General features: G+C 72.9%; 22 protein-coding genes. 10 read left to right on the top strand and 12 right to left on the bottom strand.

All coding sequences use genetic code 11. The annotated features are described in order from the left end of the window. Positions 1 to 10 precede the first annotated feature (10 nt). Genes AVP42_RS14130 through AVP42_RS14105 form a run of 6 tightly spaced genes read right to left on the bottom strand, consistent with a single transcriptional unit; the run spans position 11 to position 5,026 of the window. On the bottom strand, positions 11 to 1,183 hold the full coding sequence (locus AVP42_RS14130) for a glycosyltransferase family 4 protein (RefSeq protein WP_067950145.1): 1,173 nt from the start codon (positions 1,181 to 1,183) through the stop codon (positions 11 to 13). Between the two features lie 3 nt (positions 1,184 to 1,186). Continuing rightward, positions 1,187 to 2,182, bottom strand: coding sequence for a Gfo/Idh/MocA family protein (locus tag AVP42_RS14125; protein ID WP_067950143.1), 996 nt, complete (start codon positions 2,180 to 2,182; stop codon positions 1,187 to 1,189). After that, entirely contained in the window at positions 2,182 to 3,270 is a 1,089-nt protein-coding gene (locus tag AVP42_RS14120) for a DegT/DnrJ/EryC1/StrS aminotransferase family protein (RefSeq protein ID WP_067950141.1), read from the bottom strand. Before AVP42_RS14120 ends, AVP42_RS14125 begins: the two co-directional genes overlap by 1 nt. Beyond that, positions 3,267 to 3,863, bottom strand: coding sequence for an acyltransferase (locus AVP42_RS14115; protein ID WP_067950139.1), 597 nt, complete (start codon positions 3,861 to 3,863; stop codon positions 3,267 to 3,269). Before AVP42_RS14115 ends, AVP42_RS14120 begins: the two co-directional genes overlap by 4 nt. Before the next feature lie 42 nt (positions 3,864 to 3,905). Further along, the gene (locus tag AVP42_RS14110) at positions 3,906 to 4,292 is read right to left on the bottom strand and encodes a DUF2304 domain-containing protein (RefSeq protein ID WP_067950137.1); all 387 of its coding nucleotides are present in this window, start codon (positions 4,290 to 4,292) and stop codon (positions 3,906 to 3,908) included. Further along, the gene (locus AVP42_RS14105; protein ID WP_067950135.1) at positions 4,289 to 5,026 is read right to left on the bottom strand and encodes a glycosyltransferase family 2 protein; all 738 of its coding nucleotides are present in this window, start codon (positions 5,024 to 5,026) and stop codon (positions 4,289 to 4,291) included. Before AVP42_RS14105 ends, AVP42_RS14110 begins: the two co-directional genes overlap by 4 nt. A 128-nt stretch (positions 5,027 to 5,154) precedes the next feature. On the opposite strand from AVP42_RS14105, the gene AVP42_RS14100 reads away from it, so the two are divergent. From AVP42_RS14100 to AVP42_RS14090, 3 genes are read left to right on the top strand one after another with little or no spacing between them, the layout of a single operon-like run. Further along, complete coding sequence (locus AVP42_RS14100) at positions 5,155 to 6,933, top strand: ABC transporter ATP-binding protein (RefSeq protein WP_067950133.1); 1,779 nt, start codon at positions 5,155 to 5,157, stop codon at positions 6,931 to 6,933. A 13-nt stretch (positions 6,934 to 6,946) separates the two neighbouring features. Continuing rightward, entirely contained in the window at positions 6,947 to 8,149 is a 1,203-nt protein-coding gene (locus AVP42_RS14095) for a glycosyltransferase (RefSeq protein ID WP_067950132.1), read from the top strand. Between the two features lie 7 nt (positions 8,150 to 8,156). After that, positions 8,157 to 9,335 (top strand): glycosyltransferase family 1 protein, encoded by a 1,179-nt coding sequence (locus AVP42_RS14090; RefSeq protein ID WP_067950130.1) that lies wholly within the window; start codon positions 8,157 to 8,159, stop codon positions 9,333 to 9,335. 57 nt (positions 9,336 to 9,392) lie between these two features. On the opposite strand, the gene AVP42_RS14085 is transcribed toward AVP42_RS14090, so the two are convergent. From AVP42_RS14085 to AVP42_RS16955, 4 genes are all read right to left on the bottom strand, one after another. Then, entirely contained in the window at positions 9,393 to 11,312 is a 1,920-nt protein-coding gene (locus AVP42_RS14085; protein WP_067950128.1) for a glycosyltransferase, read from the bottom strand. Between the two features lie 45 nt (positions 11,313 to 11,357). Continuing rightward, entirely contained in the window at positions 11,358 to 12,587 is a 1,230-nt protein-coding gene (locus tag AVP42_RS14080) for a lipopolysaccharide biosynthesis protein (protein ID WP_067950126.1), read from the bottom strand. Between the two features lie 70 nt (positions 12,588 to 12,657). Next, positions 12,658 to 13,932, bottom strand: coding sequence for an O-antigen ligase (locus AVP42_RS14075; protein ID WP_231878642.1), 1,275 nt, complete (start codon positions 13,930 to 13,932; stop codon positions 12,658 to 12,660). Next, a complete protein-coding gene (locus AVP42_RS16955; protein ID WP_082847298.1) occupies positions 13,929 to 15,293 on the bottom strand; it encodes an O-antigen ligase in 1,365 nt (454 codons plus the stop codon). The genes AVP42_RS14075 and AVP42_RS16955 overlap by 4 nt, the downstream gene beginning before the upstream one ends. An 86-nt stretch (positions 15,294 to 15,379) precedes the next feature. On the opposite strand from AVP42_RS16955, the gene AVP42_RS14065 reads away from it, so the two are divergent. Further along, positions 15,380 to 16,681, top strand: a complete 1,302-nt coding sequence (locus tag AVP42_RS14065; RefSeq protein ID WP_067950124.1) for a UDP-glucose/GDP-mannose dehydrogenase family protein — start codon at positions 15,380 to 15,382, stop codon at positions 16,679 to 16,681. 75 nt (positions 16,682 to 16,756) lie between these two features. Here the strand turns inward: AVP42_RS14065 and AVP42_RS14060 are convergent, their stop codons facing one another. Further along, complete coding sequence (locus AVP42_RS14060; RefSeq protein WP_067950122.1) at positions 16,757 to 17,935, bottom strand: acyl-CoA dehydrogenase family protein; 1,179 nt, start codon at positions 17,933 to 17,935, stop codon at positions 16,757 to 16,759. 104 nt (positions 17,936 to 18,039) lie between these two features. On the opposite strand from AVP42_RS14060, the gene manA reads away from it, so the two are divergent. Together manA and AVP42_RS14050 are read left to right on the top strand one after the other, a co-directional pair. Further along, the gene (gene manA, locus AVP42_RS14055) at positions 18,040 to 19,287 is read left to right on the top strand and encodes a mannose-6-phosphate isomerase, class I (protein ID WP_067950120.1); all 1,248 of its coding nucleotides are present in this window, start codon (positions 18,040 to 18,042) and stop codon (positions 19,285 to 19,287) included. Positions 19,288 to 19,372: 85 nt separating this feature from the next. Beyond that, entirely contained in the window at positions 19,373 to 20,344 is a 972-nt protein-coding gene (locus AVP42_RS14050; RefSeq protein WP_067950118.1) for an acyltransferase family protein, read from the top strand. 12 nt (positions 20,345 to 20,356) lie between these two features. On the opposite strand, the gene AVP42_RS14045 is transcribed toward AVP42_RS14050, so the two are convergent. Next, on the bottom strand, positions 20,357 to 21,313 hold the full coding sequence (locus AVP42_RS14045; RefSeq protein WP_067950116.1) for a GlxA family transcriptional regulator: 957 nt from the start codon (positions 21,311 to 21,313) through the stop codon (positions 20,357 to 20,359). Positions 21,314 to 21,413: 100 nt separating this feature from the next. On the opposite strand from AVP42_RS14045, the gene AVP42_RS16510 reads away from it, so the two are divergent. The 4 genes from AVP42_RS16510 to AVP42_RS14030 all read left to right on the top strand — a co-directional run. Next, on the top strand, positions 21,414 to 21,563 hold the full coding sequence (locus tag AVP42_RS16510; protein ID WP_157356855.1) for a hypothetical protein: 150 nt from the start codon (positions 21,414 to 21,416) through the stop codon (positions 21,561 to 21,563). A 54-nt stretch (positions 21,564 to 21,617) separates the two neighbouring features. Beyond that, on the top strand, positions 21,618 to 22,586 hold the full coding sequence (galE, locus tag AVP42_RS14040) for a UDP-glucose 4-epimerase GalE (protein ID WP_067950113.1): 969 nt from the start codon (positions 21,618 to 21,620) through the stop codon (positions 22,584 to 22,586). 166 nt (positions 22,587 to 22,752) lie between these two features. After that, positions 22,753 to 23,076, top strand: coding sequence for a WhiB family transcriptional regulator (locus AVP42_RS14035; RefSeq protein ID WP_082847296.1), 324 nt, complete (start codon positions 22,753 to 22,755; stop codon positions 23,074 to 23,076). Between the two features lie 83 nt (positions 23,077 to 23,159). Beyond that, positions 23,160 to 23,896: glycosyltransferase family 2 protein (locus AVP42_RS14030; protein ID WP_197467033.1), on the top strand; the 737-nt coding region annotated here is incomplete at its 3' end.

The raw sequence follows: 23,896 nt of genomic DNA, 5'->3' as shown, positions 1-23,896 counted from the left end.
ATGCCGCGCCTCACCGGCTCGCGGCCAGGACCGCGTCGGCGGCGGCGCCCCCGACGGCGTCGAGGGAGGCGTTGCGCTGCACCCAGTCGGCGCGGGCGGCGCGGCCCGCGTCGGTCTCGCCGGAGCGCCACGCGTCGATCGCGCGGATCATGGCCTCCGCCGCGGCCTCGGGCGTGAAGGCGACCGCCTCGCCGAGGCCGTGGTCGCGCACGAGCGCGGCGCCGCTGCCGGTGCCGGCGAAGATCACCGGCGCTCCGCACGCGGCGGCCGCGTAGGTCTTGGTGGGTCGGGCGAAGTCGTAGCCGATCCCGGGCACGATGCTCACGAGCGCGGCGGCCGCCCCGCGGATCCACTGGGCCGCCTCCGTCGGGGGGACCACGCCGCCGAGGACGATCCGGTCACCGCCGACCCGTGCCGCCTCGCCGCGGATGGCGGGCTCCGACGCGCCCTGCCCGAAATAGCGCAGCCGGGCGTCGGGGTGACGCTCGAGCACGGCCGGCATCGCCCGGGCGAACAGCTCGGCGCCCTGCCACTCCGACATCGTGCCGGTGTAGACGAGGTACGGGCCGTCGTCCTCCTTGGCGGCACCATCGGGTGAGAAGAGCCCGGTGTCGACGCCGTTGCCCACGGTCGCGATCCGGTCGCGGCGCGCGCCGAGCTCGACCAGCCGGTCGGTGACCTCGTCCGAGATCGACAGGACGCTCGCGGCCCGGCGGAGCACCGCGCCCTCGACGGCGCGCATGATCCGCACCACGAGCCGTGGCGCACCCATCGAGATCACGCCGTCGGTCCACACGTCGGCCGCGTAGTACGCGAACGGCTTGCGCCGCAGTGCGCTCACCACGGCCACGACGAGCCCCGTCGTGGGCGGCGCCTCGGCGACCGCCAGGTCGTAGCGCGCGAAGAGCAGGCGGAACACGAGCGGGATGTCGTAGCTCAGGTACTGCACGTAGCCGCGCACGTTCCCGCCGCGGTCGCGCAGCACGGGTACGCGCGAGACCTCGATCCCCGGCTCGTCGACCTGCTGGGCGGGAGCGGTCTTCGGCGGGGTGGTCGTGAGCACCCGCACGCGGCAGCCTCGCCGCGCGAAACCCCGCGCGAGCGCACGGAGTCGGAAGGCCCCCGCGCTCACCTCGGGAGCGAAGAGGCGGGAGGCGATGAGGATCCGGGGCGCGTCCGCCATCGCTCAGGCGGCCGCGAGCGACTGCGACTGGCCGGTGCGCGCGGACTCGACGACCGCCTCGGCGACGCGGAGGGTCGTGAGGCCCTCGCGCATGGTCACCGTCTCCGACGACTTCCCGAGGATGGCATCGCGGAACGCCTCGTGCTCGGACCGCAGGGGCTCGCGCTTGGCGAGTGCGAAGCGGATCATCGAGCCCTCCGACACGCCGCGGAACGCCGCCACGGACTCCCACTCGGTGGTCTGGGTGCCGTTCTCGAAGAAGGTCAGGTCGGCGCTCACCGTGTCGGCGACGAACGCGCCGCGCTCACCGGTGACGACCGTCACGCGCTCCTTCATGGGCGAGAGCCAGTTGACGAGGTGGTTCGTGATCGCGCCGTTGGCCAGCTGGCCGGTGGCCGAGACCATGTCCTCGTGCGGGCGACCGCTGCGCGTCGTGGTGCGCGCGGCGATGCTCGTGTACGCCGACTGCGCCAGCCAGGCCGTGAGGTCGATGTCGTGGGTGCCCAGGTCCTTGACGACGCCGACGTCCGCGATCCGCGCCGGGAACGGACCCTGGCGTCGCGTGGCGATCTGGTACAGCTCGCCGAGCTCGCCCTCGGCGAGTCGACGGCGCAGGTCCTGGAGTGCCGGGTTGTACCGCTCGATGTGGCCCACGGCACCGACGAGGCCGGCCCGCTCGAACGCGGACGCGACGCGCTCGCCGGCGGCGCTGTCACTGGCGATCGGCTTCTCGACGAGCGTGTGCACGCCGGCATCCGCCAGTTCGAGCGCCACCGCCTCGTGGTAGCCGGTGGGCACGGCGACCACGGCCGCGTCGATGCCCTGCTCGATGAGCGCCGCGACGGACTCGAGCACGGGCAGGCCCCCGGCCACGCCGTGCGGGTCGCCCTGCGCGTCGGCGACGGCGACGAGGCGCACGCCCTCGAGCTCGCGCGTGACGCGGACGTGGTGACGCCCCATCATGCCGAGGCCGATGACGCCGATGCGGAGTTCCGCCATCACGCACCCGCCTTCGCGAGCTCGTTCACGGCCGAGACGATGCGCTCGAGGTCCGCCTCGGACAGCGACGGGTGGACCGGCAGCGACAGCACCTCGCGCGCGGCCCGCTCGGTCTCGGGGAGGTCGAGGTCGAGGCCGAACGAGGGCAGGCGGTGGTTGGGGATCGGGTAGTAGACGCCCGAGCCGATCTGGTACTGCTCGCGCAGCGCCGTCGCGAACCCGTCGCGGTCCTCGGGGACCCGGATCGTGTACTGGTGGTAGACGTGCTCGGCGCCCTCGGCCACCGGGGGCGTCACGACGCCCTCGAGGTTGGCGTCGAGGAAGGCGGCGTTGCGGCGGCGGGTCTCGGTCCAGCCGAGCACCTTGGTGAGCTGCACGCGGCCGATGGCGGCGTGGATGTTGGTCATGCGGGCGTTGAAGCCGACGACCTCGTTCTCGTACTGCTTCTCCATGCCCTGGTTGCGGAGGAGGCGCAGCATCCGCTCGACGCCGGCGTCGTCGGTGGAGACCATGCCGCCCTCGCCGCTCGTCATGTTCTTCGTCGGGTAGAGGCTGAACATCGCGAAGCGGCCGAACGTGCCGACGCGGCGCCCGCCGAGGCTGGCGCCGTGCGCCTGCGCGGCGTCCTCGTAGAGGGCCAGGCCGCGCTGGGCCGCGAGCTCCTCGAAGGCGGTCATGTTCGCGGGGTGCCCGTAGAGGTGCACGGGCATGATGCCGACCGTGCGCTCGGTGACCTTGGCGGCCACGTCGGCGGGGTCGAGGCAGAAGTGGTTCGGCTCGATGTCGGCGAACACCGGCGTCGCGCCGGTGAGGGCGACGGAGTTCGCGGTCGCGGCGAAGGTGAACGACGGCACGATCACCTCGTCGCCCGGACCCACGCCCGAGGCCAGCAGGCCGAGGTGCTGGCCGGCGGTGCCCGAGTTGACGGCGACGACGGCGCGTCCGTCGAGGAGGACCTCGGAGAACTCCTGCTCGAACGTGGCGACCTCGGCGCCCTGCGCCAGCATGCCCGAGGCGAGGACCGCGTCGACCGCGGCCCGCTCCTCGTCGCCGACGATCGGCTTGGCGGCCGGGATGAACTCGCTCATGACTGCTCCTCCCGCAGGATCCCTGCGTCTTCGATGTAGCGTTCGCCGGTCTCGGGGCACACCCAGGCGTCGCCCTGCTGCTCGAGCGGCACGCCCGCGCGGCCGACCCAGCGGATGCGTCGCGCGGGCACGCCCGCGACGAGCGCGAAGTCCGGCACGTCCTTCGTGACGACCGCGCCGGCGGCCACGGTGGCCCAGCGCCCGATCGTGACCGGCGCGACGCACACGGCGCGTGCGCCGATCGATGCGCCGTCGCGGATGGTCACCCCGACCGGGGTCCAGTCGTGGGCGCTCTTCAGCGAGCCGTCGGGGCTGATCGCCCGCGGATAGGTGTCGTTGGTGAGCACCACCGCCGGGCCGATGAACACGCCCTGCCCGAGTTCGGCCGGCTCGTAGACCAGCGCGTAGTTCTGCACCTTGCAGTTGTCGCCCAGGACGACGCCGCTGCCGATGTACGCGCCACGGCCGACGATGCAGTTCTCGCCGAGGCGAGCACCCTCTCGGACCTGCGCGAGATGCCAGACCTTGCTGCCGTCGCCGATGACGGCGTCGTCTGAGACGTCCGCGCTCGGAGCGATCGTAGTCACGGGCATGTCCTTTCCGGCGCCGCGCCCGGTGGTGGGCGGGTGCCGCGATCAGTCGGGGGAGTCGGTGTCGGCGTCGTCGGGCCGGGACGCCCGCTCGAGGCGGTCCAACTTTACCTGCTGCAGCGCGACCTCCTCGGCGAGCGTTCGCGTGCGGTCCTCCAGGTCGGTGAGCTCGCCGGCGTGCTGGAGGCTCACGAGGAACAGGATCACGATGCTGACGAAGAAGACGAGGTTCGAGGGGACGCCGACGTTCAGCAGGTCGGCGGCCCACGTCAGCAGGCTCGGGAAGAAGCCGATGACCAGCGCGCCGACCGCGGCGAAGAACCACCAGATCGCGTGCCGCTCGCGGAGCCGCCGGCGACGGAGCAGCTCGACGACCGCGGCGAACGCGATGAGCGCCGCGACGACGCCGAGGAGGTAGGTGCCCGTGCTCATCGGCTGCCTCCGGTCTCGGGGATGACCACCCGGGGGCGCAGCAGGGCGAACCCGAGCGCGACGAACGCGCGCACGAGGTAGACCGCGGCCTTGATCGGATGGTGCGAGGGCGCGCCGCCCTGGCGGGGCCGCATCGCGACGGGCACCTGGCGGATGCGCAGGCCCGCGCGGGCGGCGATGACGAGGGCCTCGACGGTGTCGCCCAGGTACTCGGCCGGGTAGTGCTCGGCGAACAGCGCGATGGCGCGGGGCCCGTTGGCCTTGAAGCCGCTCGTCGTGTCGGTGAGGCGGGTGCGGCTGATGCGGCTGATGACGCGCGAGAGCACGACCATCGCCCAGCGGCGGGGCCCGCGCGCGGCGTACTCGCCCTTGCCCGCGAACCGGGCGCCGATCGCGATGTCGCTGTGGTCGAGCGCCGCGATCAGCTCGGGCACCTCGGCCGGGTCGTGCTGGCCGTCGGCGTCGAGCTGCACGACCGTGCGATACCCCTCCGACTTGGCGTAGCGGAAGCCGGCGCGCATGGCGCCGCCGACGCCGAGGTTGTAGGGCAGGCGCAGCACCGTGGCGCCGGCCGCCGCGGCACGCTCGGCCGTGGCATCCGTCGAACCGTCGTCGACGACGAGGCAGGGCACGCCCGGCATCGCGCGCTGGATCTCCGCCAGCACCGCTCCGACCGAGGCCTCCTCGTTGAACGCGGGCAGCACGATGAGCGTGCCCTGGGGCCTCGGAAGCATGAAGGGATCGTATCAGCGGCGTCGTCGCGCATCCGGAACGCCGCCGGCGGCATCCGCCGTCTCAGCGGGCACGCACCGCCGGTGTGGGAGGATGACCCCCGCGACACGTGAGAGGAGAATCTGGTTCCGTGAAGCTCATCTGGCGGACCTTGCGCCGCCTGCTGCCCATCCTTCCCCCCGAGGAGCGCGCGTTCCTCTGGTGGTTCGTGGTCCTCTCCAGCGCGCTCGCCCTGCTCGACATCCTCGCCCTCGGCATCCTCGCGCTGTCCCTCGGCTCCATGGTGCAGTCGGCGCCCATCAACATCCCCGGCATCGGCCAGGTCGGCATCGACGGGTACGTGTGGGTGCTGCTCGCCGTGTCGCTGCTGATCATCCTGAAGTCCGCGCTGAACGTGCTGCTGCAGTGGGTCGCCACGCGCAAGTTCGCCAAGTACGAGCTCACGGTCGGCGATCGGCTGTTCGATGCGTACATCCGCGCGCCGTGGGTCGAGCGCATCACGCGCAGCACCTCGCAGCTCGTCCGGCTCGTCGACGTGGGCGTGGCGACGACCACGTCCGGCTTCCTCCTGCCCGTCATCACGCTGCCCTCGCTCATCACGACGTTCATCGCCGTGCTCGTGGTCGTGCTCGTCGCCGCACCGCTCACCGCGCTCATCACGGTCGTCTACCTCGGCGCCATCGGCCTGCTGCTCTACCGCTGGGTCTCGCGCCGCGCCGTGCAGGCCGGCCGGGTCAACCGCGACTACTCCATCCGCGCCGCGGCGATCATGACCGACATGGTCAACGCCCTGAAGGAGATCACGCTGCGCAACAAGGCGGCCGAGGTCGCCGCGAACGTGCACCGCAACCGCATCTCGTCGACGCGGGCGCGGGCGAACCTCTACTTCCTCGGCGGCGTGCCGAAGTTCGTGCTCGACGGCGCCCTCGTCGGCGGCTTCGTCATCGTGGGCGGCGCGGCGTACGCCGTCGGCGGGCTCTCGGAGGCGATCGCGGCGGTCGCGCTGTTCGGTGTCGCGGGCTTCCGCATCGTGCCGTCGATCATCTCCTTCCAGGGCCTCCTCACGAACGCGCAGGCGAACGCGCCGCACGTCGAGATGGTCGTGAGCGACGTCGAGGATGCCCAGGAGCACCTCCGCCGCGCCGAGGAGATCGGCCACGAGCCGCTCCGTGGCGAGCCCGAGCGGCTCGTCCTCCGCGACGTCGCGTTCAGCTACCCGGACTCCGAGCGCCCGGCCGTCCAGGGCATCGACCTCGACATCCCGATGGGCTCCACCCTCGGGCTCGTCGGACCGTCCGGTGCCGGCAAGTCGACGGTCGTCGACATCCTGCTCGGGCTGATCTCGCCCTCGCAGGGCACGATCGAGGTCGACGGGATGCCGCTCGAGCGCGTGCTGGCGGCGTGGCGCGACCGCGTGGGCTACGTGCCCCAGCAGGTGGCCCTGTTCAACGGCACCGTCGCGCAGAACGTGGCGCTGTCGTGGGAGGGCGAGATCGACTACGACCGCGTGCAGCGCGCCCTCGAGCGCGCGCAGCTCTGGCCGGCCATCGCCGCTCGACCGGGCGGCATGGACTCGCGCATCGGCGATGCGGGCATCTCCCTCTCGGGCGGGCAGCGGCAGCGCCTCGGGATCGCGCGGGCCCTGTACAGCGAGCCGCTCGTCCTGGTCCTCGACGAGGCGACGAGCGCGCTCGACACGAAGACCGAGGCGGATGTCGCGCAGGCCATCCGCGCACTCGAGGGCAAGGTGACCGTCGTCTCCGTCGCGCACCGGCTCTCGACCGTGCGCGACAACGACCTGCTCTGCTACCTCGACGACGGCCGGATCGTGGCGCAGGGCACGTTCGCCGAGCTCGTGTCCCGCGTGCCGGAGTTCAAGGTGCAGGCGGCGCTCGCCGGCCTGACATGAGCGGGGCGAGCGGATGACGCCGCCCTCCCTCGCCGCGCGCGTGCGGGCCGCGCTGCCCGCCGGGGTCGTGCGCGGCCTCGACCGGGCGATCTCGGCCGTGCCCGACCTTCGTCCGCCGCCCGCTCCGATGAGCCCGCCCGACGGTGCCCGTCGACTGCTCGTCGCGCCGGCCAACTTCGCGGGCCAGGGATGGGCGTGGGCTCGCGCTGCCGAGCGGCTCGACGGCGTCGGTGCCCGCAGCATGACCTATCGCGGGGCGGCGGGCTTCGGCTTCCCGAGCGACTACGCCGTCGACACGCGCACGTTCCTGCGCTCCCGCGCATGGCAGCGCACGTGGTTCGCGACCGTCTCCGGCCGATTCACGCACGTCCTGGTCGAAGCGGAACTGCCGATCTTCGGGCGCCTGTTCCGCGGCGACGTCGTCCGCGAGGTCGCCGCCCTGCGCGAGGCCGGGGTCGAGGTCGCCATGGTGGCCCACGGGTCCGACATCCGACTGCCGAGCCGGCACCGGGCGACCGAACCCGACTCGCCCTTCGCGCCCGGACGATACGAGGGCACCGACCAGCTCGAACGGTCGGCGGCGCGCAACCTCGACGTGCTGGCGCAGGTCGGCGCGCCGGTCTTCGTCTCGACGCCCGACCTCCTCGCCGACGCACCGGGCGCCACCTGGCTGCCCGTCGTCGTCGGCGAGGGGTGGCTCGCGCGCGACGCGGCCCCCGTGCTCGCGGGGGATCGGCCCCTGGTCGTGCACATCCCCAGTCGCGCCGGCCTCAAGGGCAGCGCCGCGATCGAGCCGGCCATGCGGCGTCTGCACGACGAGGGGCTCGTGCGGTACGAGCGGCACGAGGGCGTCGCGGCCGACGCCATGCCGGAGCTCTACCGACGGGCCGACATCGTCCTCGACCAGTTCTCGCTCGGCTCCTACGGCGTCGCGGCGTGCGAGGCGCTCGCCGCCGGCCGCATCGTGATCGGCCACGTCCGCGAGGACGTCCGCGAGCACGTGCTCGGTGCGGGCGGCGGCGCGTTGCCCATCGTGCAGTCGCGCGCGGAGGATCTCGACCGCGTGGTGCGCGACCTGCTCGCCGACCCCGCGCGTGCGCGCGCGGCGGCCGCCGAAGGGCCCCGGTTCGTGCGCGCCGTCCACGACGGCCGTCGATCGGCTGCGGTGCTCGGTGCGTCGTTCCTCGCCGACCGATCCGCCGCGCCTCCGGCATGATGGACGGGTGAGCCCCTCGACCCTGCAGCGCCGACTCGTCGCCCTCATCCCGGACTCCGTGCAGATGCGGCTCCGCCCGCAGCTGTTCGGCTTCACCGCCGCCGACATCCCCGCGCCGATCGTCGCCCCGCAGGGCCGCGTGCGACTGCTGATCGCGCCCGCGAACTTCGCCGGGCAGGGGTTCGAGTGGGCGCGCGCCGCCGAGCGCATCACGGGTGTGGGCGCGACGAACCTCTCGTACCGCAACCCCGGCGAGTTCGCGTTCCCGACCGACTACGAGGTCCCCACGGCGGTGTTCGCGAAGTCGCGCACGTGGCAGCGACGTCAGGTCCGCGCGGTCGAGCGGGGCTTCACCCACGTGATCATCGAGGCGGAGCGGCCGATCTTCGGTCGGCGCTACGACGAGGACGTCACCCGCGAGGTCGCCGTGCTCCGTCGCGCCGGCATCCGGGTCGCCATGCTGTGCCACGGCTCCGACATCCGGCTGCCCAGCCGGCATCGCACCCACGAGCCCGACTCGCCGTTCGTCGAGGGCGGCTACGCCGAGACCGATCGTCTCGAGGAGCAGGCGACGCGTCACCGGGCGCTCCTCGACCGGATCGGGTCCACGGTGCTCGTGTCGACCCCGGACCTCCTCCTCGACGTCCCCGAAGGCGTCTGGCTCCCGGTGGTGGTCGGCGAGCGCTGGCGGGAACGACCCGCTGCCCCCGTGCTCGAGCGGGACCGCCCGCTCGTCGTGCACGTGCCGAGCCGGGCCGGGCTGAAGGGGTCCGACCTGATCGAGGACACGATGCGCGCCCTGGATGCCGAGGGCGTCGTGACCTACGAACGTCACGAGGGCGTCGTCGCCGAGCGGATGCCGGAGCTGTACGGTCGCGCCGACATCGTGCTCGACCAGTTCTCGCTCGGCATCTACGGCGTGGCGACGTGCGAGGCCCTCTCGACGGGTCGGGTCGTGGTGAGCCATGTCTCCGACCAGGTGCGCGACCACGTGCGCCGGGCGACGGGGCGGGAGCTGCCCGTCGTCGAGTCCCGTGCCGCGGACCTCGACCGCGTCATCCGCGGGATCGTCGCAGACCGGGAGCGTCACCGCTCGATCGCCGCCGACGGTCCCGACTTCGTCCGCGAGGTCCACGACGGGCGGCGCTCGGCCGAGGTGCTCGCGACGGCGTTCCTCGACCACTGAGCCGGGATCGCCCGGACAGCACCGCTGGTGCGGCCGCGGCCCCTCCCGGCCGGGCGGTCAGCGCTCGAACGTGTCGCGCCACGCCTCGGGGGACGTGATGCGCGGGAGCGCGTCCCGGTACTGCTTCGACAGCTCCGGCCAGCGCCGCTTGAGTTCGCGGTGCAGCTTCCGGCTCTGCCGGACCAGCCGGCGGAACGTGCGCGGGTCGCGCGTGTAGCGCACCTTGCCGGTCCCGTCGGCCGTGGACACGAGGGCACTGTCGTACACGGGCAGGCGGAACCAGGTCGCGTCGCGCTTGGCCAGCTCCACCTGCGGCGCGGCGATGTTGCGCGGCTGCGGCTTCGTGAACCACTGGCGCGCCACCATCCGCGCCGTGAAGAGCACGAGCGGGATGCCGCGGGGCCCCTTGCCGGGCTTGCCGTCGGGACCGAGCGGGAACACCTTCTTGCCCTCGACCGTCGCCGGGACCTCCTCCTCGGTCTTCAGCACGGTCTTCTCGGGGAACCGCTTCGCCTCGGCGCGGAGCTCGCCGAGGATGCTGCCGAGCTCGGCCTGCATGTGGTCCGGCCCGCGCAGGATGTCCTTCAGCGCCCGGTGCCGCAGCGTGACCGGGTAGTACTGCATCGACAGCAGGTGGCGCAGGTCCCAGCGCCAGCTGTCCTCGGCGAGCTGACCGCCGCCCTCGTGCGGCGAGTGCAGCAGGGCCGCGACGAACCGGTTGCGCGCGTGGAAGTACGCCTGCCAGTCGATGGAGTCGTCCTTGTCGAGCCACGAGACGTGCCAGAGCGCGGCGCCGGGGAGCGTCACGGTCGGGAACCCGTGGGCGCGGGCGCGCAGGCAGTACTCCGCGTCATCCCACTTGATGAAGGCCGGCAGCGCGAGGCCCGCCTCGCGCAGCGCCGCCGTCGGGATGAGGCAGAACCACCATCCGTTGTAGTCGGTGTCCATGCGCGCGTGCATCCAGCGCGTCTGGCGGAGGTTGCTGAACCGGAAGTCGTGCGGCACCTCGTCGTGCGGCTGCGCGTGCCACATGAACGGGCCGAGGTCCATCGACTCGGCGAAGGCGTGCATGACCGGACGGTCGAGGAGGTCGAACATGTGGCCGCCGACCAGCACCGGCTGCGTCGCGTACCGCGCGAACCGCACGGAGCGTGCGATGCTCTCGGGCTCGATCGTGACGTCGTCGTCGAGGAGGATCACGTACTCGCTCGTGCCGGCCTCGAGGGTCTCGAGCATGGAGCGAGCGAACCCGCCCGAGCCGCCGAGGTTCGCCTGCTCGATGACCTCGAGCCGGTCGCCCATGCGCTCGGCGATGCCCGGGTACTCCTCGCGTGCGCTCACGAGCTGCGTGCCCTGGTCGACGACGTAGACCCGGTCGAGCACCTCGCCGACCGACGCGTCGCTCGCGAGCGCCTCGAGGGTGCGGACGCAGTAGTCCGGCTTGTTCATGGTCGTGATCCCGATCGAGGCGCGGCCGTCGCGGACGGCGGGCACGTCGGTCTCCCAGGCGGCGTCGCTCAGCACCACGTCGCCGCGGCCGGCGACGACGTCGAACCAGTACCAGCCGCCGTCGCCGAAGGTCGTCACGGGCAGGTCGACGTGCACCGTGCCGCCCTCGCCCGAGAACGACTCGGATGCTACGCGCTGCGGCACGCCCTGCGCGGTCGACCGGTACACGAGCAGCGTGCCCGAGCCGCTGAGCGTGGCCCGGAGGCGGATGCGGTCGACCACGGTCCAGTGCTGCCAGTACGAGGCCGGGAAGGCGTTGAAGTAGCCCGCGAACGACATGCGCTCGCCGGACGCCACGCGGAAGCGGTCGCGCCCCAGCACGTCGTCGATGTGCGCGCGGTCGCTCACGCGCACCTCGCGGGTGCCGAATCGCGCCCACACGTCGGCGTCGACGTACAGGGGCAGGACATCGGGGTCGCCGTCCTGCGGGAAGACGACGCGCTGCAGCTCGGTCCAGGTCGAGGTCACTCGTTGCTCTCCGGGGAAGTCGGTGGGGCCGACGACGGTCGGCCGCTACGAGCCTACCGCCACCGCCGGACGCAGTCTGGGCGCCAGCTTCCAGAGCTGCACCGCCAGCACCGCCATCTCCGCCGCGGCGAGGCCCCAGGCCACGCCCGGCGCGCCGATGAGCAGCAGCAGCGGGATCATCAGTGCGGTGCCGACGACGGCGCCGGCGATGGTGCTCGTCGACAGGACGCGCGACATCCCGAGCGCCGTGAGGCACGCGAAGCCCGTCAGCTGCGAGGCCAGGATCGCGGCGAGGTTCACGCCCATCGGGATCGCGAGGTCCCAGCCGATCCGGAGGGCGCCGCCGGAGAGGATGTCGCCGGCCCACGGCGACAGGAGGGCGTACGCGAGGCCGCCGAGCACGCCCAGCGCGAGCGCGATGCCGGTGACGCGACGGGCGCGCGCCGCGAGGGCGGCGGGGTCGGGGTGCGGCACCCAGCCCTGGGCGACCTGCACGATCGGGCGCGTCGCGTAGAGCGCCAGGCGCACCATCCGCTCGGCCAGGGCGTACACGGCGGTGGCGGCGGGGACGAACAGCTCGACGAGCACGATCGGGACGTTCACGTAGATCGACGACGTCGCCGACATCGCGACCGTGTGGCCCTGCCCCCTGAGGTTCCGCACCGCGCGCACGGGGGAGAGCGTCATCCGCCAGCCGTCGTACCGCCGGAGGATGTCGACCGTGCAGATGAGCGCCGAGACGACCACGCCCGCCAGCTGCAGGGCGGCGAACCAGATCGCATCGCCCGTGGCGATCACCGCGCCCGCGCCGGCGAGCGTGCCCACCAGCCGCGGGGCGGTGTCGAGCAGGAGGAACCGCAGCGGACTCCGCTCGCCCACGTAGAACCACCCGGCCCCGAGCGCGACGAGGATGCCGCTGATCGTCGTCAGCGCGGCGAGCACCGGCTGCGCGGGGGTGATGGCGATGGCGACGACGACGGCGACCGGCACGACGACGAGGCTCAGCCACACCCGGCTGAGGACCGAGTCGGCGAAGTACCGCCCGCGCTCCTCGACGGGGCGCGAGGCGACCTCGGTGGGGCCCACGACGCCCCAGCCGTAGACGGCGAGCACGAACGCGAACCCGGAGACGGCCTGCGCGACGGCGATGGTGGCCCACGACTCGGTGCCGGCCGCGATGATGACCGCGGGGATCACCATCAGGCTCACGATGCCGCTGAGCACGACCGAGAGGCCGTATCCGCCCAGTGCGCGCGCGATCACGCCCCTGCGCATGCGGTCCTCCTCACCGGTCGGGCGGCGCGCCCGTCGGCGTGCGCTGGAACCGCCGCCCCATTCTGCCGCATCATGCCGAGGGCTCGGGCCCCCGGGCGGCGGCGAGCGCGTCGCGCCAGCTCATGTCGCGCGCGGCCTTGACGGCGCACACGACGAGGAGCATCCAGCCGCCTTCCTGCAGGGCGAAGCTCTCGGCGAAGCTCGTCACCGCGATCGCCACCAGCACGAGCGCCGGCCAGAGGTAGACCACGCTTCGCCGGTTCGAGGCGAGCAGCCACGATCGCACGAGCGCGACGCCGACGAGGGCCGCGAACAGCAGCATGCCGATCACGCCGACCTGGAAGTAGGCGTCGATCCAGGCGCTGAGCGCCGAGGTGAGGTCGCGGCCGATCGCCCGCTCGATCCACACGTACGGCGCCGAGTCCGGCCAGCGGCCCATCCAGCCCCAGCCCTGGAGCGGGTTCGCGGCCAGGTAGCGCGAGACCTCGCGCCACACGTCGAGGCGGACATCGAACTCGCCTCGCGCGTCGAGCAGCTCGATGATCCGGATCCGGAGCACCCACGCGGTCACGATCGCAGCCAACCCGGCGACGAGCAGGCCGAGCTGCCAGCGCCACCGGCTCGCCGCGGGGACCCGGCGGAGGCCGTAGAGCGCGGCGAGCGCGAGGAGCGACGCACCGAGCGCGATCCACGTGACCGGGGAGCCCGCGAGGAACAGGCACAGCGACGCGAGCACGACCGAGGCGATGGCGCGGGGCCGCTGCACGGACTTGGTCCGCCATTCGATGATGAAGGTGAGGAGGGCGATGAGCGCGACGAACCCGAGCAGGTTGCGCGAGCCGAAGAGTCCCTGGATGGGGCCCAGCGAGGCGATGTCGCCCTGGATGCCGAGGAAGACGATCGGCAGGTCGAGCAGGATCCCCGACAGCACCTCGAGGACGAGGGAGACCCCGAGCAGCACGCGGAAGACGTCGCCGAAGGCGCGGACGATCTGGATGGTGTCGCGCATGAGGGCCGTGTAGAGGCCGAGCACGCCGAACGCCACGAGGTACGCCACCCGCACGAGCGTGGTCCCGGGCGCCTCGCTCCAGAGGACGGATGCCGCGGCCCAGCCGACGAACACGAGGATGGTGAGCGGCAGGATGCCGTACCACTCGACGGCGCGCCACCGCGCCACGAGCGAGAGTCCGCACAGCACGAGCAGTGCCGCGAGCGCGGCGAGCAGGCCGGGCCACCCGATCATGGCGCGCACGGCGTGGGTGGAGAACGCGAGCCCGATCGCGATGAGGGTGAGCGCCTGGGCGAAGCGCGCCGAGCCGGCGAACTCCCGCAGCGCCGACCTCACGGACGCACCCGCGGTCGGGCGAAGCGGCGCGGCGAACGCGTGGGGGTCAGCGCGGGCAGCGGCTCGGGCGTCCACTGGCGCTGCTTGGTGCCCCACGCGATGGTGATGAGCAGCAGCCATCCGGATTCGATGAGGATGCGGCTCTCGGCGAGCGACTGGCCGACGAGGGCGACGAGGGCGAGCAGCGGGATGAGGGAGGCGGCCGTGTACGGCACGCGCGCTCCGCGGTCGTCCATGGGCGGATCGACGGCGAGGAACCACGAGCGCCACAGCGCGCCGATGACGATCGATGCGAAGGCGACCAGGCCGAGCACGCCGAGCTGCATCCAGACGTCGAGCCACGCGTTGTGCGCCTGGAGGTACTCGACGCCCTTGCGCACGGCGAGGTCGTCGTAGGGTTCGACCCATGGCGCCCAGTAGCTGACCCAGCCCCAGCCGAGCCACGGTCGCTCGGTCGCGAGGCCGATGACGGCCTCCCAGATGTCGAGCCGCCCGGTCAGGTCCTCGCCCTTGCCGAACAGTTCGAGCAGCGCGTTCCAGGACAGTGCGAGCAGCGCGACGGATGCCGCGAGCGCCGCGGCCGCGGCCGCGTACACCCGTCGGCGACGGTCGGGTCCGAGGCGCCGCGCCCACAGGGCGAAGCCGAGGGCGACGAGCACGATGACGGCGACGAGGATGACGGTCGCCGACCGCGTGAGCACGAACACGAGGCCGGCCACGGTGAGCCAGCCGATGCCCTGGGCGCGGCGCATGCCGCCGCTGGCCAGCAGCGCGCCGAACAGGATGAGCGCGAGCAGGGCGGCCATCGCGAGCAGGTTGCGGCTGGCGATGACGCCCTCGATGGGGCCGCCCTCGAACAGCAGCGCGCGCGACCAGTAGAAGGCCATCGGGATGGACTCGGCATCCGGGTCGAAGTCGGGGAAGTTGGGCAGCAGCGGCTCGCGCACGAACACGGCCACCCACAGCTCGAACAGGAGCGACAGGCCGAGCAGCCACTTCAGCGCGCCGCCGAGCGCCCGCAGGAACCCGTGCCATCCGAGCGACAGCGCGAGCGAGAGGGCGACGAACGTCGTCGCGAGCGTGAGGGCGACGGCGACGGCGGTCGTGCCGGGGTAGTTCGACCAGGCCACGGATGCCGCGGCGATGATCAGGAACGCGAGGGTGGACTTGGGCACCCGCCGCCAGGACAGTTGCGGACGTCGCGACCACCAGAGCCAAGCCGCGCCGGCCACGACGAGCAGCGCGATGACGCCGAACCCCCACCAACCGAGCAGGTTGCGCCAGAACTGGCCCGAGAACGCGGTGAACAACGCGAACGTCGCGAACGCGCCCTCGAGCGCGTGACGTCGTCCGCTGGTCATGCGCACAAGGCTATCGCGGTGCGCGGCCGCGACCGCGGGCCCGCACCGTGGGCCAGAATGGGCTTGGTCCGTCGGGAGGAGCGCGCGTGGAGATCTCGGTCGTCGGCTGCGGGTACCTCGGCGCCGTGCACGCAGCGGCGATGGCCGAGCTCGGGCACCGGGTCGTCGGCGTCGACACCGACGCCGCGAAGATCGCGAAGCTGACCGCGGGGACCGCGCCGTTCTTCGAACCCGGCCTGGACGAGCTGCTCCGCGCGGGCATCGATTCCGGGCGGCTGCGGTTCACCACCGACCTCGCCGAGGCGGCGGGTGCCGAGGTGCTTTTCGTCGCGGTGGGGACCCCTCAGCTGCCCGGCGCCGACGGCGCCGACCTGCGCTTCGTGAACGGGGCGTTCGACGCGCTCGCGGCCGTGGCATCCGCCGGCTCGCTCATCGTGGGCAAGAGCACGGTGCCGGTCGGCACGGCCGCCGACCTCGTCGGGCGGCTCCGGCAGGCCGGATCGGAGGCGCTCGTGGCCTGGAACCCGGAGTTCCTCCGCGAGGGCTTCGCCGTCGCCGACACGCTGACCCCCGACCGGCTCGTGTACGGCGTCGACGACCCGCGCTCGACCGAACTGCTCGATCGCGTGTACGCCGCCGTCCTCGAACGCGGCACGCCGCGCATCGTCACCGACTTCGCCACCGCCGAGCTCGTGAAGACCGCCGCCAACGCGTTCCTCGCGACCAAGATCAGCTTCATCAACGCGATGGCCGAGATCGCCGAGGCGACCGGCGCGGATGTCACGACCCTCGCCGACGCGATGGGCCACGACGCGCGCATCGGCCGCCGGTTCCTCAACGCCGGCATCGGGTTCGGCGGCGGCTGCCTGCCGAAGGACATCCGCGCGTTCACCGCACGTGCCGAGGAGCTGGGCCGGGCCGAATCGGTCGCGTTCCTGCGCCAGGTCGACGCGATCAACCTCCGCCGGCGCGAGCGGGCGGTCGAGCTCGCGGTCGAGATGCTGGGCGGCTCCGTGTACGAGCGCCGCATCGCGGTGCTCGGCCTGACGTTCAAGCCCGACTCCGACGACACGCGCGACTCGCCCGCCCTCGACGTCGCCGCCCGGCTGCACGGCCTGGGGGCGCTCGTGCGTGCGACCGACCCGCACGGCATCGCCAACGCCCGCCTGCGGCATCCGCAGCTGGACTACGTCGAGACCGCGGAGGCGGCGCTGCGCGACGCCGACCTCGCCGTGCTCGTGACCGAGTGGCGCGAGTACCGCGACCTCGAGCCCGCCGCGGTGACCGCGCTCATGGCCGAGCCGCGCATCATCGACGCACGCAACGTGCTCGACCCCGCCGCGTGGCGCGCGGCCGGGTTCGCGTACCGCGGGCTGGGGCGGTCGTAGACGACGGATGCCGCGGCGGCGACGCGCGCCCCGCGGCATCCGTTCACACCATCACGCCCGATGCGGAGGCCCGGCTCAGACGAACGCGGCCTCGCCCGTGATCGAGCGGCCGACGATGAGCGTGTTCATCTCGCGCGTGCCCTCGTAGGAGTACAGCGCCTCGGCGTCGGCGAAGAACCGCGCCACGTCGTAGTCGAGCACGATGCCGTTGCCGCCGCACGCCTCGCGCGCCCACGCGACGGTCTCGCGCATGCGCTCCGTCGTGTACGCCTTGGCCAGCGCCGAGTGCTCGTCGCGCTGCTCGCCGCGATCGAGCATCTCGGAGACGCGGACGACCATGCCGAGCGACGCGGTGATGTTGCCGAGGCACTTCACGAGCAGGTCCTGCACCAGCTGGTGCGCGCCGATGGGCTTGCCGAACTGCACGCGCTCCTTGGCGTACCGCACGGCCGCCTCGTACGCCCCGACGGCGGTGCCGACCGCGGCCCAGGCGACCTCGGCGCGGGTCTGTCGGAGCACCGCGGCGGTGTCGCGGAACGAGTTCGCGTTCTGCAGGCGCAGCGACTCGGGCACGCGCACGTCGGTGAGGGTGATGTCGGCGTTCTGCACCATGCGCAGGCTCACCTTGCCCTCGATCTTCGTGGCCTCGTACCCGGGGGTCGACGTGGGCACGATGAAGCCCTTGACCTGGCCGTCGGCCTCGTCCTTCGCCCAGATGATCGTGATGTCGGAGAACGTGGCGTTGCCGATCCAGCGCTTCTGCCCGTTCAGCACCCACTCGTCGCCCTCGCGGCGGGCGGTGGTGCGCAGCCCGCGCGCCGAGTCGGAGCCGGAGAGCGGCTCGGTCAGGCCGAAGGCGCCCAGCACCTCGCCCGAGGCGAGCTTCGGGATCCACTCCCGGCGCTGCTCCGGGGAGCCGGCCACGGCGATCGACCCGGTCGCGAGACCGTTCTGCACGCCCACGAAGGTGCTCACGGACGGGTCGACCCGCGCGAGCTCGAGCGCGACGAACCCGCGGAAGACGGCCGAGTTCTCGAACGGCCGCGTCTCCTCCCAGGCGTACGAGAGCGTGCCCAGCTCGGCGAGCGGCTTCACGACCTGCATGGGGAACTCGGCGCGCTCCCAGTAGCCGTTCACGATGGGCTTCACGTCGCGCTCGAGCCAGTCGCGGAGCGCGGCGAGCGCCTCCTGCTCACGCTCGGTGAGCTGGGATTCGTACGAGTAGAAGTCGCTCGCGAGCGGCTCGAAGGGCATGTCGGCTCCAATACGTCGTCGGATGGCACGAGCCTAGGCACGTCCCCGGGCGCACCGTCAGCCGTTGGTAGCCTGCTGCCAAACCCGAAAGGACTCCCTCACGCATGTTTGTCGCCATCCGCAACACGCCCCGAGACTATGCGTGGGGTTCCCACACGGCGATCGCGGAGTTCCGGGGGACCGAGCCGAGCGGCGGCCCGGAGGCGGAGCTGTGGCTCGGCGCGCACGCGGGCTCGCCCGCCGAGGTCGTCGATGCGGCATCCCTCGGCGCCGCCGACCTCGCGGAGCTCATCGCGACGAACCCGACCGCCGCCCTCGGCCCGGCGCTCGCCCGCGAGGGCGCGCGCCTGCCGTTCCTGCTGAAGGTGCTCGCCGCGGCGCGGCCGCTCTCGCTGCAGGCGCACCCGACGCCGGAGCGCGCACGCGCCGGCTTCGCCGAGGAGGAGGCGGAGGGCGTCCCGATCGACGCGTTCGACCGCAACTACCGCGATCCGTTCCACAAGCCCGAACTCATCGTCGCGGTGAGCGACGCCTTCGAGGCGCTGTCCGGCTTCCGGCCGCTCGACGAGGTGCGCGGCGTCATGGAGGTGCTGCGCGCCGCGGATGCCGCGAGCGAGGAACCGCAGCCCGGTGCGCTCGACCTCCTCGATGCGCGACTGGCCACCGACGATCCGCTGCGCGAGACCGTGGGCTGGCTGCTGCAGGACGGCCGCGGCGGCGACACCGGCGAAGCCGCCTGGGTGGTCGAGCGCGTGACCGCGCTCGCGGCCTCGGACGCGGCGCTGTCGTCGCCGTACGCGGCCTCCTTCCGCACGGTCTCCGATCTCGCGGACGAGTACCCCGGCGATCCCGGCATCGTCATCTCCCTGCTGCTCAACCGCGTGACGCTGCGACGGGGGGAGGCACTCTTCCTCGCGGCCGGCAACATCCACGCCTACCTCTCGGGACTCGCGGTCGAGCTCATGGCCGCGAGCGACAACGTGCTCCGCGGCGGCCTCACGCCCAAGCACATCGACATCCCCGAGCTGCTCGACGTGCTCGACTTCCGCGCGATCGAGCCGCCTCGACTGCAGCCGCTCGAGGTCGCGCCGGGCGTCGTCGAGTACCGTCCGCCCGTGCCCGACTTCACGCTGTACCGCGTGGAGCCGGCGGCGACGCCGGCGCGGCTCGCGCTCGCCGGGCCGGCGATCGTGCTCGCCGAGGGCGGCGACGTCAAGGTGTCCGCCGCATCGGGTGCGACGCGCGTGCCGCGGGGCGAGGCGGTGTTCGGCTCGCCCGACGAGGGGGTGCTGACGGTCGCCCCCGAGGCCGTGGCATGGGTCGCGACGACGGGACAGCCGACCGCCGATTGAGCCGGGCGGCGGGCGCCTCGCCGGCGCCCGGCCGATGTGGAAACGGATGGATCGCCCAGCCGGGGCGTGCGTACAATACCGCGCGATGCCCACGATCGAGTTCGCCCGTCTCGCCGCGCCGCCGCGCGTGCGGTCCGTCGCGCTCGATCTCGTCAGGCTCGTCGGGCTCGTCGCGGTCGTCCTCGGCCACGTCTCCGCCGAGGGGCTCCTGCGTCCGCTCCTGTACAGCTGGCACGTACCCGTCTTCTTCGTCATCAGCGGGTACCTCTGGCGCCGGTCCCGGCCGCTCGGCGACGAGGTGCACCGCCGTACGCGGTCGCTGCTCGTGCCGTACGCGCTCTGGCTGCTCATCGTGACGGCCGCCTGGGCGGCGATCACCTCGCTCGCCGGGGCGACGTCCATGCCCGACCCCGTCGCGCTCCTCATGGGCGGATCCGCCATCGGGGGACAGTACGCGGCCTTCTGGTTCGTGACGGCGCTGTTCGCCGCCGTCGTGGCGATGCGGGCGCTCTCCGCCGTCCGACCGTGGCTGCCGGCCGTGGTCGGGGTCGCCGCCGTGGCGGTCGCCACCGTGCGGCCCGAGCTCGTCGCCGAGCTGCCCTGGTCGGTGGGCGTCGGGCTCATGGCCTTGGTCTTCCTCGCGGTCGGCGAGTGGCTGCGGCAGGTGCGCCACCGCGTCCGCGCGCCGCTCGAGCTGGGCGTCGTCCTCGTCGTGGGCGGCCTCGCGCTCGCCGGCTCGGGGCTCGTCGCCCCGGTCGACCTCAAGGCCGCCGACGTCGGCACGCCGGTCGCGGGCGTGCTCGTCGCCGCGGCGATCTCGTGCGGGCTCATCCTCGTCGCCGAGTCGCTGGCTCACCGCGTCCCGGAGTGGCTCGGGCGCGCCGCGACCACCGTCGCCGGCGTCGCGATGCCGGTGATCCTCGGGCACGCGCTCGTCATCATGGCCGGCCGACTCGTGGGTGCCCCGTCGCTCCTCGTCTTCGCGACGGCGCTCGCGGTGCCGATCCTCGTCGGCCTGCTCCTCGCGCGCTCCCGGGCCGGGAGGATCCTGCTCTAGGCGGCCCCGGCGTCAGCCCGCCTGGCGCGGTCCGAACACGCGGCGGTAGCGCGTGGGCGTGGTCTGGAGGACCTTCACGAAGTGGTGCCGCATGACGGCGGCGGCGCCGAAGCCGGTCTCGCGCGCGATCTCCTCGAGTGAGAGGTCGGTCTCCTCGAGGAGCTGCTGCGCGCGGAGGAGGCGCTGTCGGTTGAGCCAGGCGTTCGGCGTCGTGCCGGTCTCGGCGCGGAACTTGCGGGCGAACGTGCGCGGCGACATGAGGGCCTTGCGGGCGAGGCGGTCGACGGTGAGCTCCTCGTCGAGGTGCTCCAGCATCCACGTGAGCACCTCGGCGAACGAGTCGGAGCGGCACTCGGCGACCGGGGTCTGGATGAACTGGGACTGGCCGCCGTCGCGCTGGGGCGGCACCACCATTCGGCGGGCGATGATGTTCGCCGCGCTCGCGCCGAGCTCGGTGCGCACGATGTGCAGTGCGGCGTCGATGCCCGCCGCCGTGCCGGCCCCCGTGACGACGCGGCCGTCCTGCACGAACAGCACGTCGGGGTCGACCTCGGTCCCGGGGAACATCTCGGCCATGCGCTCGGTGTACATCCAGTGCGTGGTGGCGCGCCGGCCCTCGAGCACCCCGGCGCGACCGAGCGTGAAGGCACCGGAGCAGACGCTCAGCACCCAGGCGCCGCGGTCGACGGCGTCGCGGATCACCTCGAGCACCTCGGGGTGAGCCGGCTCGTCGATGAGCGAGGCGGGGACGGCCACGAGGTCGGCGGTCCGGGCGGCGTCGAGGCCCTCGTGCACGACGACGTCGAAGCCGAGCTTGGTCGGGATGGGCCCGGGCTCCGCGGCGACGACGTGGAAGTCGAACGTGGGGCCGCCCTGCTCGGAGCGGTCGATCCCGAAGACCTCGCAGATCACGCCGAACTCGAACGGGGCCATCTGCGGGACGGCGAGGCAGGCGATGGAGTGGAGCACGGAGGGCCTCCTGGTGCGGCCAGCACGCTGGCAGGAATGTGTCGATCAGTGGCGAGTCTGCCACTGTCGGCAGGATCTTGCAAGGAGCAGGATTCCTGCCATGGACATCATCTTCTTCCTCGTGCTGGCGACCCTCGCCGTGTGGGGTGTCGTGGCGACGCTCACGCGCCTCGAGACCGACGGCTACGGTCGTCCGGAGATCCGCGATCGCGTGCGTCACGCCGAGAACCTCCCGCCGCGCAACGCCTGAGCAGCCCCGCTAGCATCGTCACGACGCCGGAGGCACCGGCGACGGAAGGCGGACATGAGCTGGCTGGTCACCGGAGGAGCGGGGTATATCGGGGCGCACGTCGTGCGCGCGTTCCAGGCGCAGGGCATCGACACCGTCGTCGTGGACGACCTCTCCTCGGGCCGGAAGGGCTTCCTCCCCGAGGGTGCGCCGTTCGTCCAGGGGACCATCCTCGACGGCGCCCTCCTCGAGGACGCGATGCGCCGCCACGGGGTCCGCGGCGTCGTGCACCTCGCCGGGTTCAAGTACGCCGGCGTCTCGGTGCAGCGCCCGCTGCACACCTACCGGCAGAACGTCACCGGCACCACCACCCTGCTCGGCGCCATGGAGGCGAGCGGCGTGGACCGCATCGTCTTCTCCTCGAGCGCCGCGGTCTACGGCACCCCCGACGTCGACCTCGTCACCGAGGCGACGCCCAAACATCCCGAGTCCCCGTACGGCGAGTCCAAGCTCATCGGCGAATGGCTGCTCGCCGACCAGGGACGCGCGGCGGGCCTCCGCCACACCTCGCTGCGCTACTTCAACGTCGTCGGCTCCGGCACCGACGAGGTGTTCGACCCCAGCCCGCACAACCTGTTCCCGCTCGTCTTCGACGCCCTCCTCGAGGGGCGGACCCCGCGCATCAACGGCGGTGACTACCCGACTCCGGACGGCACGTGCGTGCGCGACTACATCCACGTGGCCGACCTCGCCGACGCGCACGTCGCGGCCGCCCGGCGGCTGGACGCCGGCGAGCCCCTCGAGCCGGTGTACAACCTCGGCTCGGGCGACGGCGTCTCCGTCGGCGAGATCATGCGCGAGGTCGCGAAGGTGACCGGCATCGACTTCGAGCCGGAGGTCGGGCCCCGGCGGGAGGGCGACCCCGCGCGCATCGTCGCCTCCGGCGAGCTCGCGGCCCGCGACCTCGACTGGCGCATGCGCCACAGCCTCGCCGAGATGGTCGAGAGCGCGTGGTCGGCCCGGCGCGCGGCATCCGTCGACTGACCGCTGCATCACGAACCGGACACGTCGTCCGCGTGTCGCCGACCGCGACAAGCCTCGACGCGCTATTGAGGGTTGCGATTCGCGACTTGACTTCCACCGAATTACACCGATGTAATTGTCGTGACACGCCCTTACGGGATGTCGGTACAACTGGGTGGGAGACGATATGGGCAAGCCTGAATATCGTTCTGGGGTACCTGAGGATTGGTTCGTCGACCCCGTGCGGCTCGGCGTTCCAGGGGTTCGCGGGGTCGCAGACGACGACGACAATCAACTGGCGTGGCAGACCGACGCGCTGTGCGCGCAGACGGATCCGGAGGCGTTCTTCCCCGAGAAGGGCGGCTCCACGCGCGACGCGAAGAAGATCTGCTCCGGATGCGAGGTGCGCGCCGAGTGCCTCGAGTACGCGCTCGGCAACGACGAGCGGTTCGGCATCTGGGGCGGGCTCTCCGAGCGGGAGCGCCGCAAGCTCCGCCGTCAGGCGGGATGATCACCGGTCTCGGGCGGGCCGAATCGAGGCACGCCCGAGGCCGCTGACGGATGGCACGGGACGCGCCGCCTAGGCTTGCCCCGATGTTCCCCAGAGTCACCGCCGTCCTCGTCGTGCAGCATGGCGGCGACCGCCTCCGTGCCACGCTCGACGCCATCCGCGCCCAGCGCCGGCCCGTCGACGCGCTCGCCGTGGTGCTGATGCGCAGCGATGACGCGACCCGCGCGCTCGTCGAGGCCGCCCACCCCGCCCGCGTGGTGCAGGTCGAGTCGCCGCTGCCGTTCGGCGACGCGGTGCGCACGATCGAGACCACGCTCGATCCGCCCGGCACCGGTGACGACGCGATCTGGCTGCTCACCGAGGATGCCGCCCCCGAACCGGGCGCGCTCGAGGCGCTCTCCGCGGCGCTCTCCACCGCACGGACCGCGGGCATCGCGGTCCCCAAGCTCGTCGCGTGGGACGAGCCCGGACGGATCCTGCGCTTCGGACGCTCGGTGACGCGCGGCGGGCGCAGCCTCGCCATCGTGGAGGACGAGCTCGACCAGGGCCAGCACGACGACCTCTCCGACGTGCTCGGAGGCGACCCGGCGGGCATGCTCGTCCGGCACGAGCTGTGGCGGAGTCTCGACGGATTCGATCCCGCGCTCCCCACCGTCGACGACGGACTCGACCTCGGAACGCGGGCCCGACTCGCGGGCCACCGGGTGGTCGCGGTGCCCGAGGCCAGGATCCGATTCGCCGACGAGGGCATCGCCGGTCCGGGATCCGTCCGGGGCGGGCGCGCGGCCCGGCGCCGCGCGCGGGAGGCGCGCGCCGCCCG

This window comes from Agromyces sp. NDB4Y10 (assembly GCF_001620055.1).
GTDB classification, from domain to species: Bacteria; Actinomycetota; Actinomycetes; order Actinomycetales; family Microbacteriaceae; genus Agromyces; species Agromyces indicus.
The sequence above is the reverse complement of the archived record's forward strand: the minus strand, read 5'-3'. Positions and strand labels throughout refer to the sequence as shown.

Excerpts from the sequence above, each read along its gene's own strand:
- AVP42_RS14130 (WP_067950145.1), bottom strand. The coding sequence starts at position 1,183 with ATGGCGGACGCGCCCCGGATCCTCATCGCCTCCCGCCTCTTCGCTCCC.
- AVP42_RS14125 (WP_067950143.1), bottom strand. The coding sequence starts at position 2,182 with ATGGCGGAACTCCGCATCGGCGTCATCGGCCTCGGCATGATGGGGCGT.
- AVP42_RS14120 (WP_067950141.1), bottom strand. The coding sequence starts at position 3,270 with ATGAGCGAGTTCATCCCGGCCGCCAAGCCGATCGTCGGCGACGAGGAG.
- AVP42_RS14115 (WP_067950139.1), bottom strand. The coding sequence starts at position 3,863 with ATGCCCGTGACTACGATCGCTCCGAGCGCGGACGTCTCAGACGACGCC.
- AVP42_RS14110 (WP_067950137.1), bottom strand. The coding sequence starts at position 4,292 with ATGAGCACGGGCACCTACCTCCTCGGCGTCGTCGCGGCGCTCATCGCG.
- AVP42_RS14105 (WP_067950135.1), bottom strand. The coding sequence starts at position 5,026 with ATGCTTCCGAGGCCCCAGGGCACGCTCATCGTGCTGCCCGCGTTCAAC.
- AVP42_RS14095 (WP_067950132.1), top strand. The coding sequence starts at position 6,947 with ATGACGCCGCCCTCCCTCGCCGCGCGCGTGCGGGCCGCGCTGCCCGCC.
- AVP42_RS14080 (WP_067950126.1), bottom strand. The coding sequence starts at position 12,587 with ATGCGCAGGGGCGTGATCGCGCGCGCACTGGGCGGATACGGCCTCTCG.
- AVP42_RS16955 (WP_082847298.1), bottom strand. The coding sequence starts at position 15,293 with ATGACCAGCGGACGACGTCACGCGCTCGAGGGCGCGTTCGCGACGTTC.
- AVP42_RS14060 (WP_067950122.1), bottom strand. The coding sequence starts at position 17,935 with ATGCCCTTCGAGCCGCTCGCGAGCGACTTCTACTCGTACGAATCCCAG.
- manA (WP_067950120.1), top strand. The coding sequence starts at position 18,040 with ATGTTTGTCGCCATCCGCAACACGCCCCGAGACTATGCGTGGGGTTCC.
- AVP42_RS14050 (WP_067950118.1), top strand. The coding sequence starts at position 19,373 with ATGCCCACGATCGAGTTCGCCCGTCTCGCCGCGCCGCCGCGCGTGCGG.
- AVP42_RS16510 (WP_157356855.1), top strand. The coding sequence starts at position 21,414 with ATGGACATCATCTTCTTCCTCGTGCTGGCGACCCTCGCCGTGTGGGGT.
- galE (WP_067950113.1), top strand. The coding sequence starts at position 21,618 with ATGAGCTGGCTGGTCACCGGAGGAGCGGGGTATATCGGGGCGCACGTC.
- AVP42_RS14035 (WP_082847296.1), top strand. The coding sequence starts at position 22,753 with ATGGGCAAGCCTGAATATCGTTCTGGGGTACCTGAGGATTGGTTCGTC.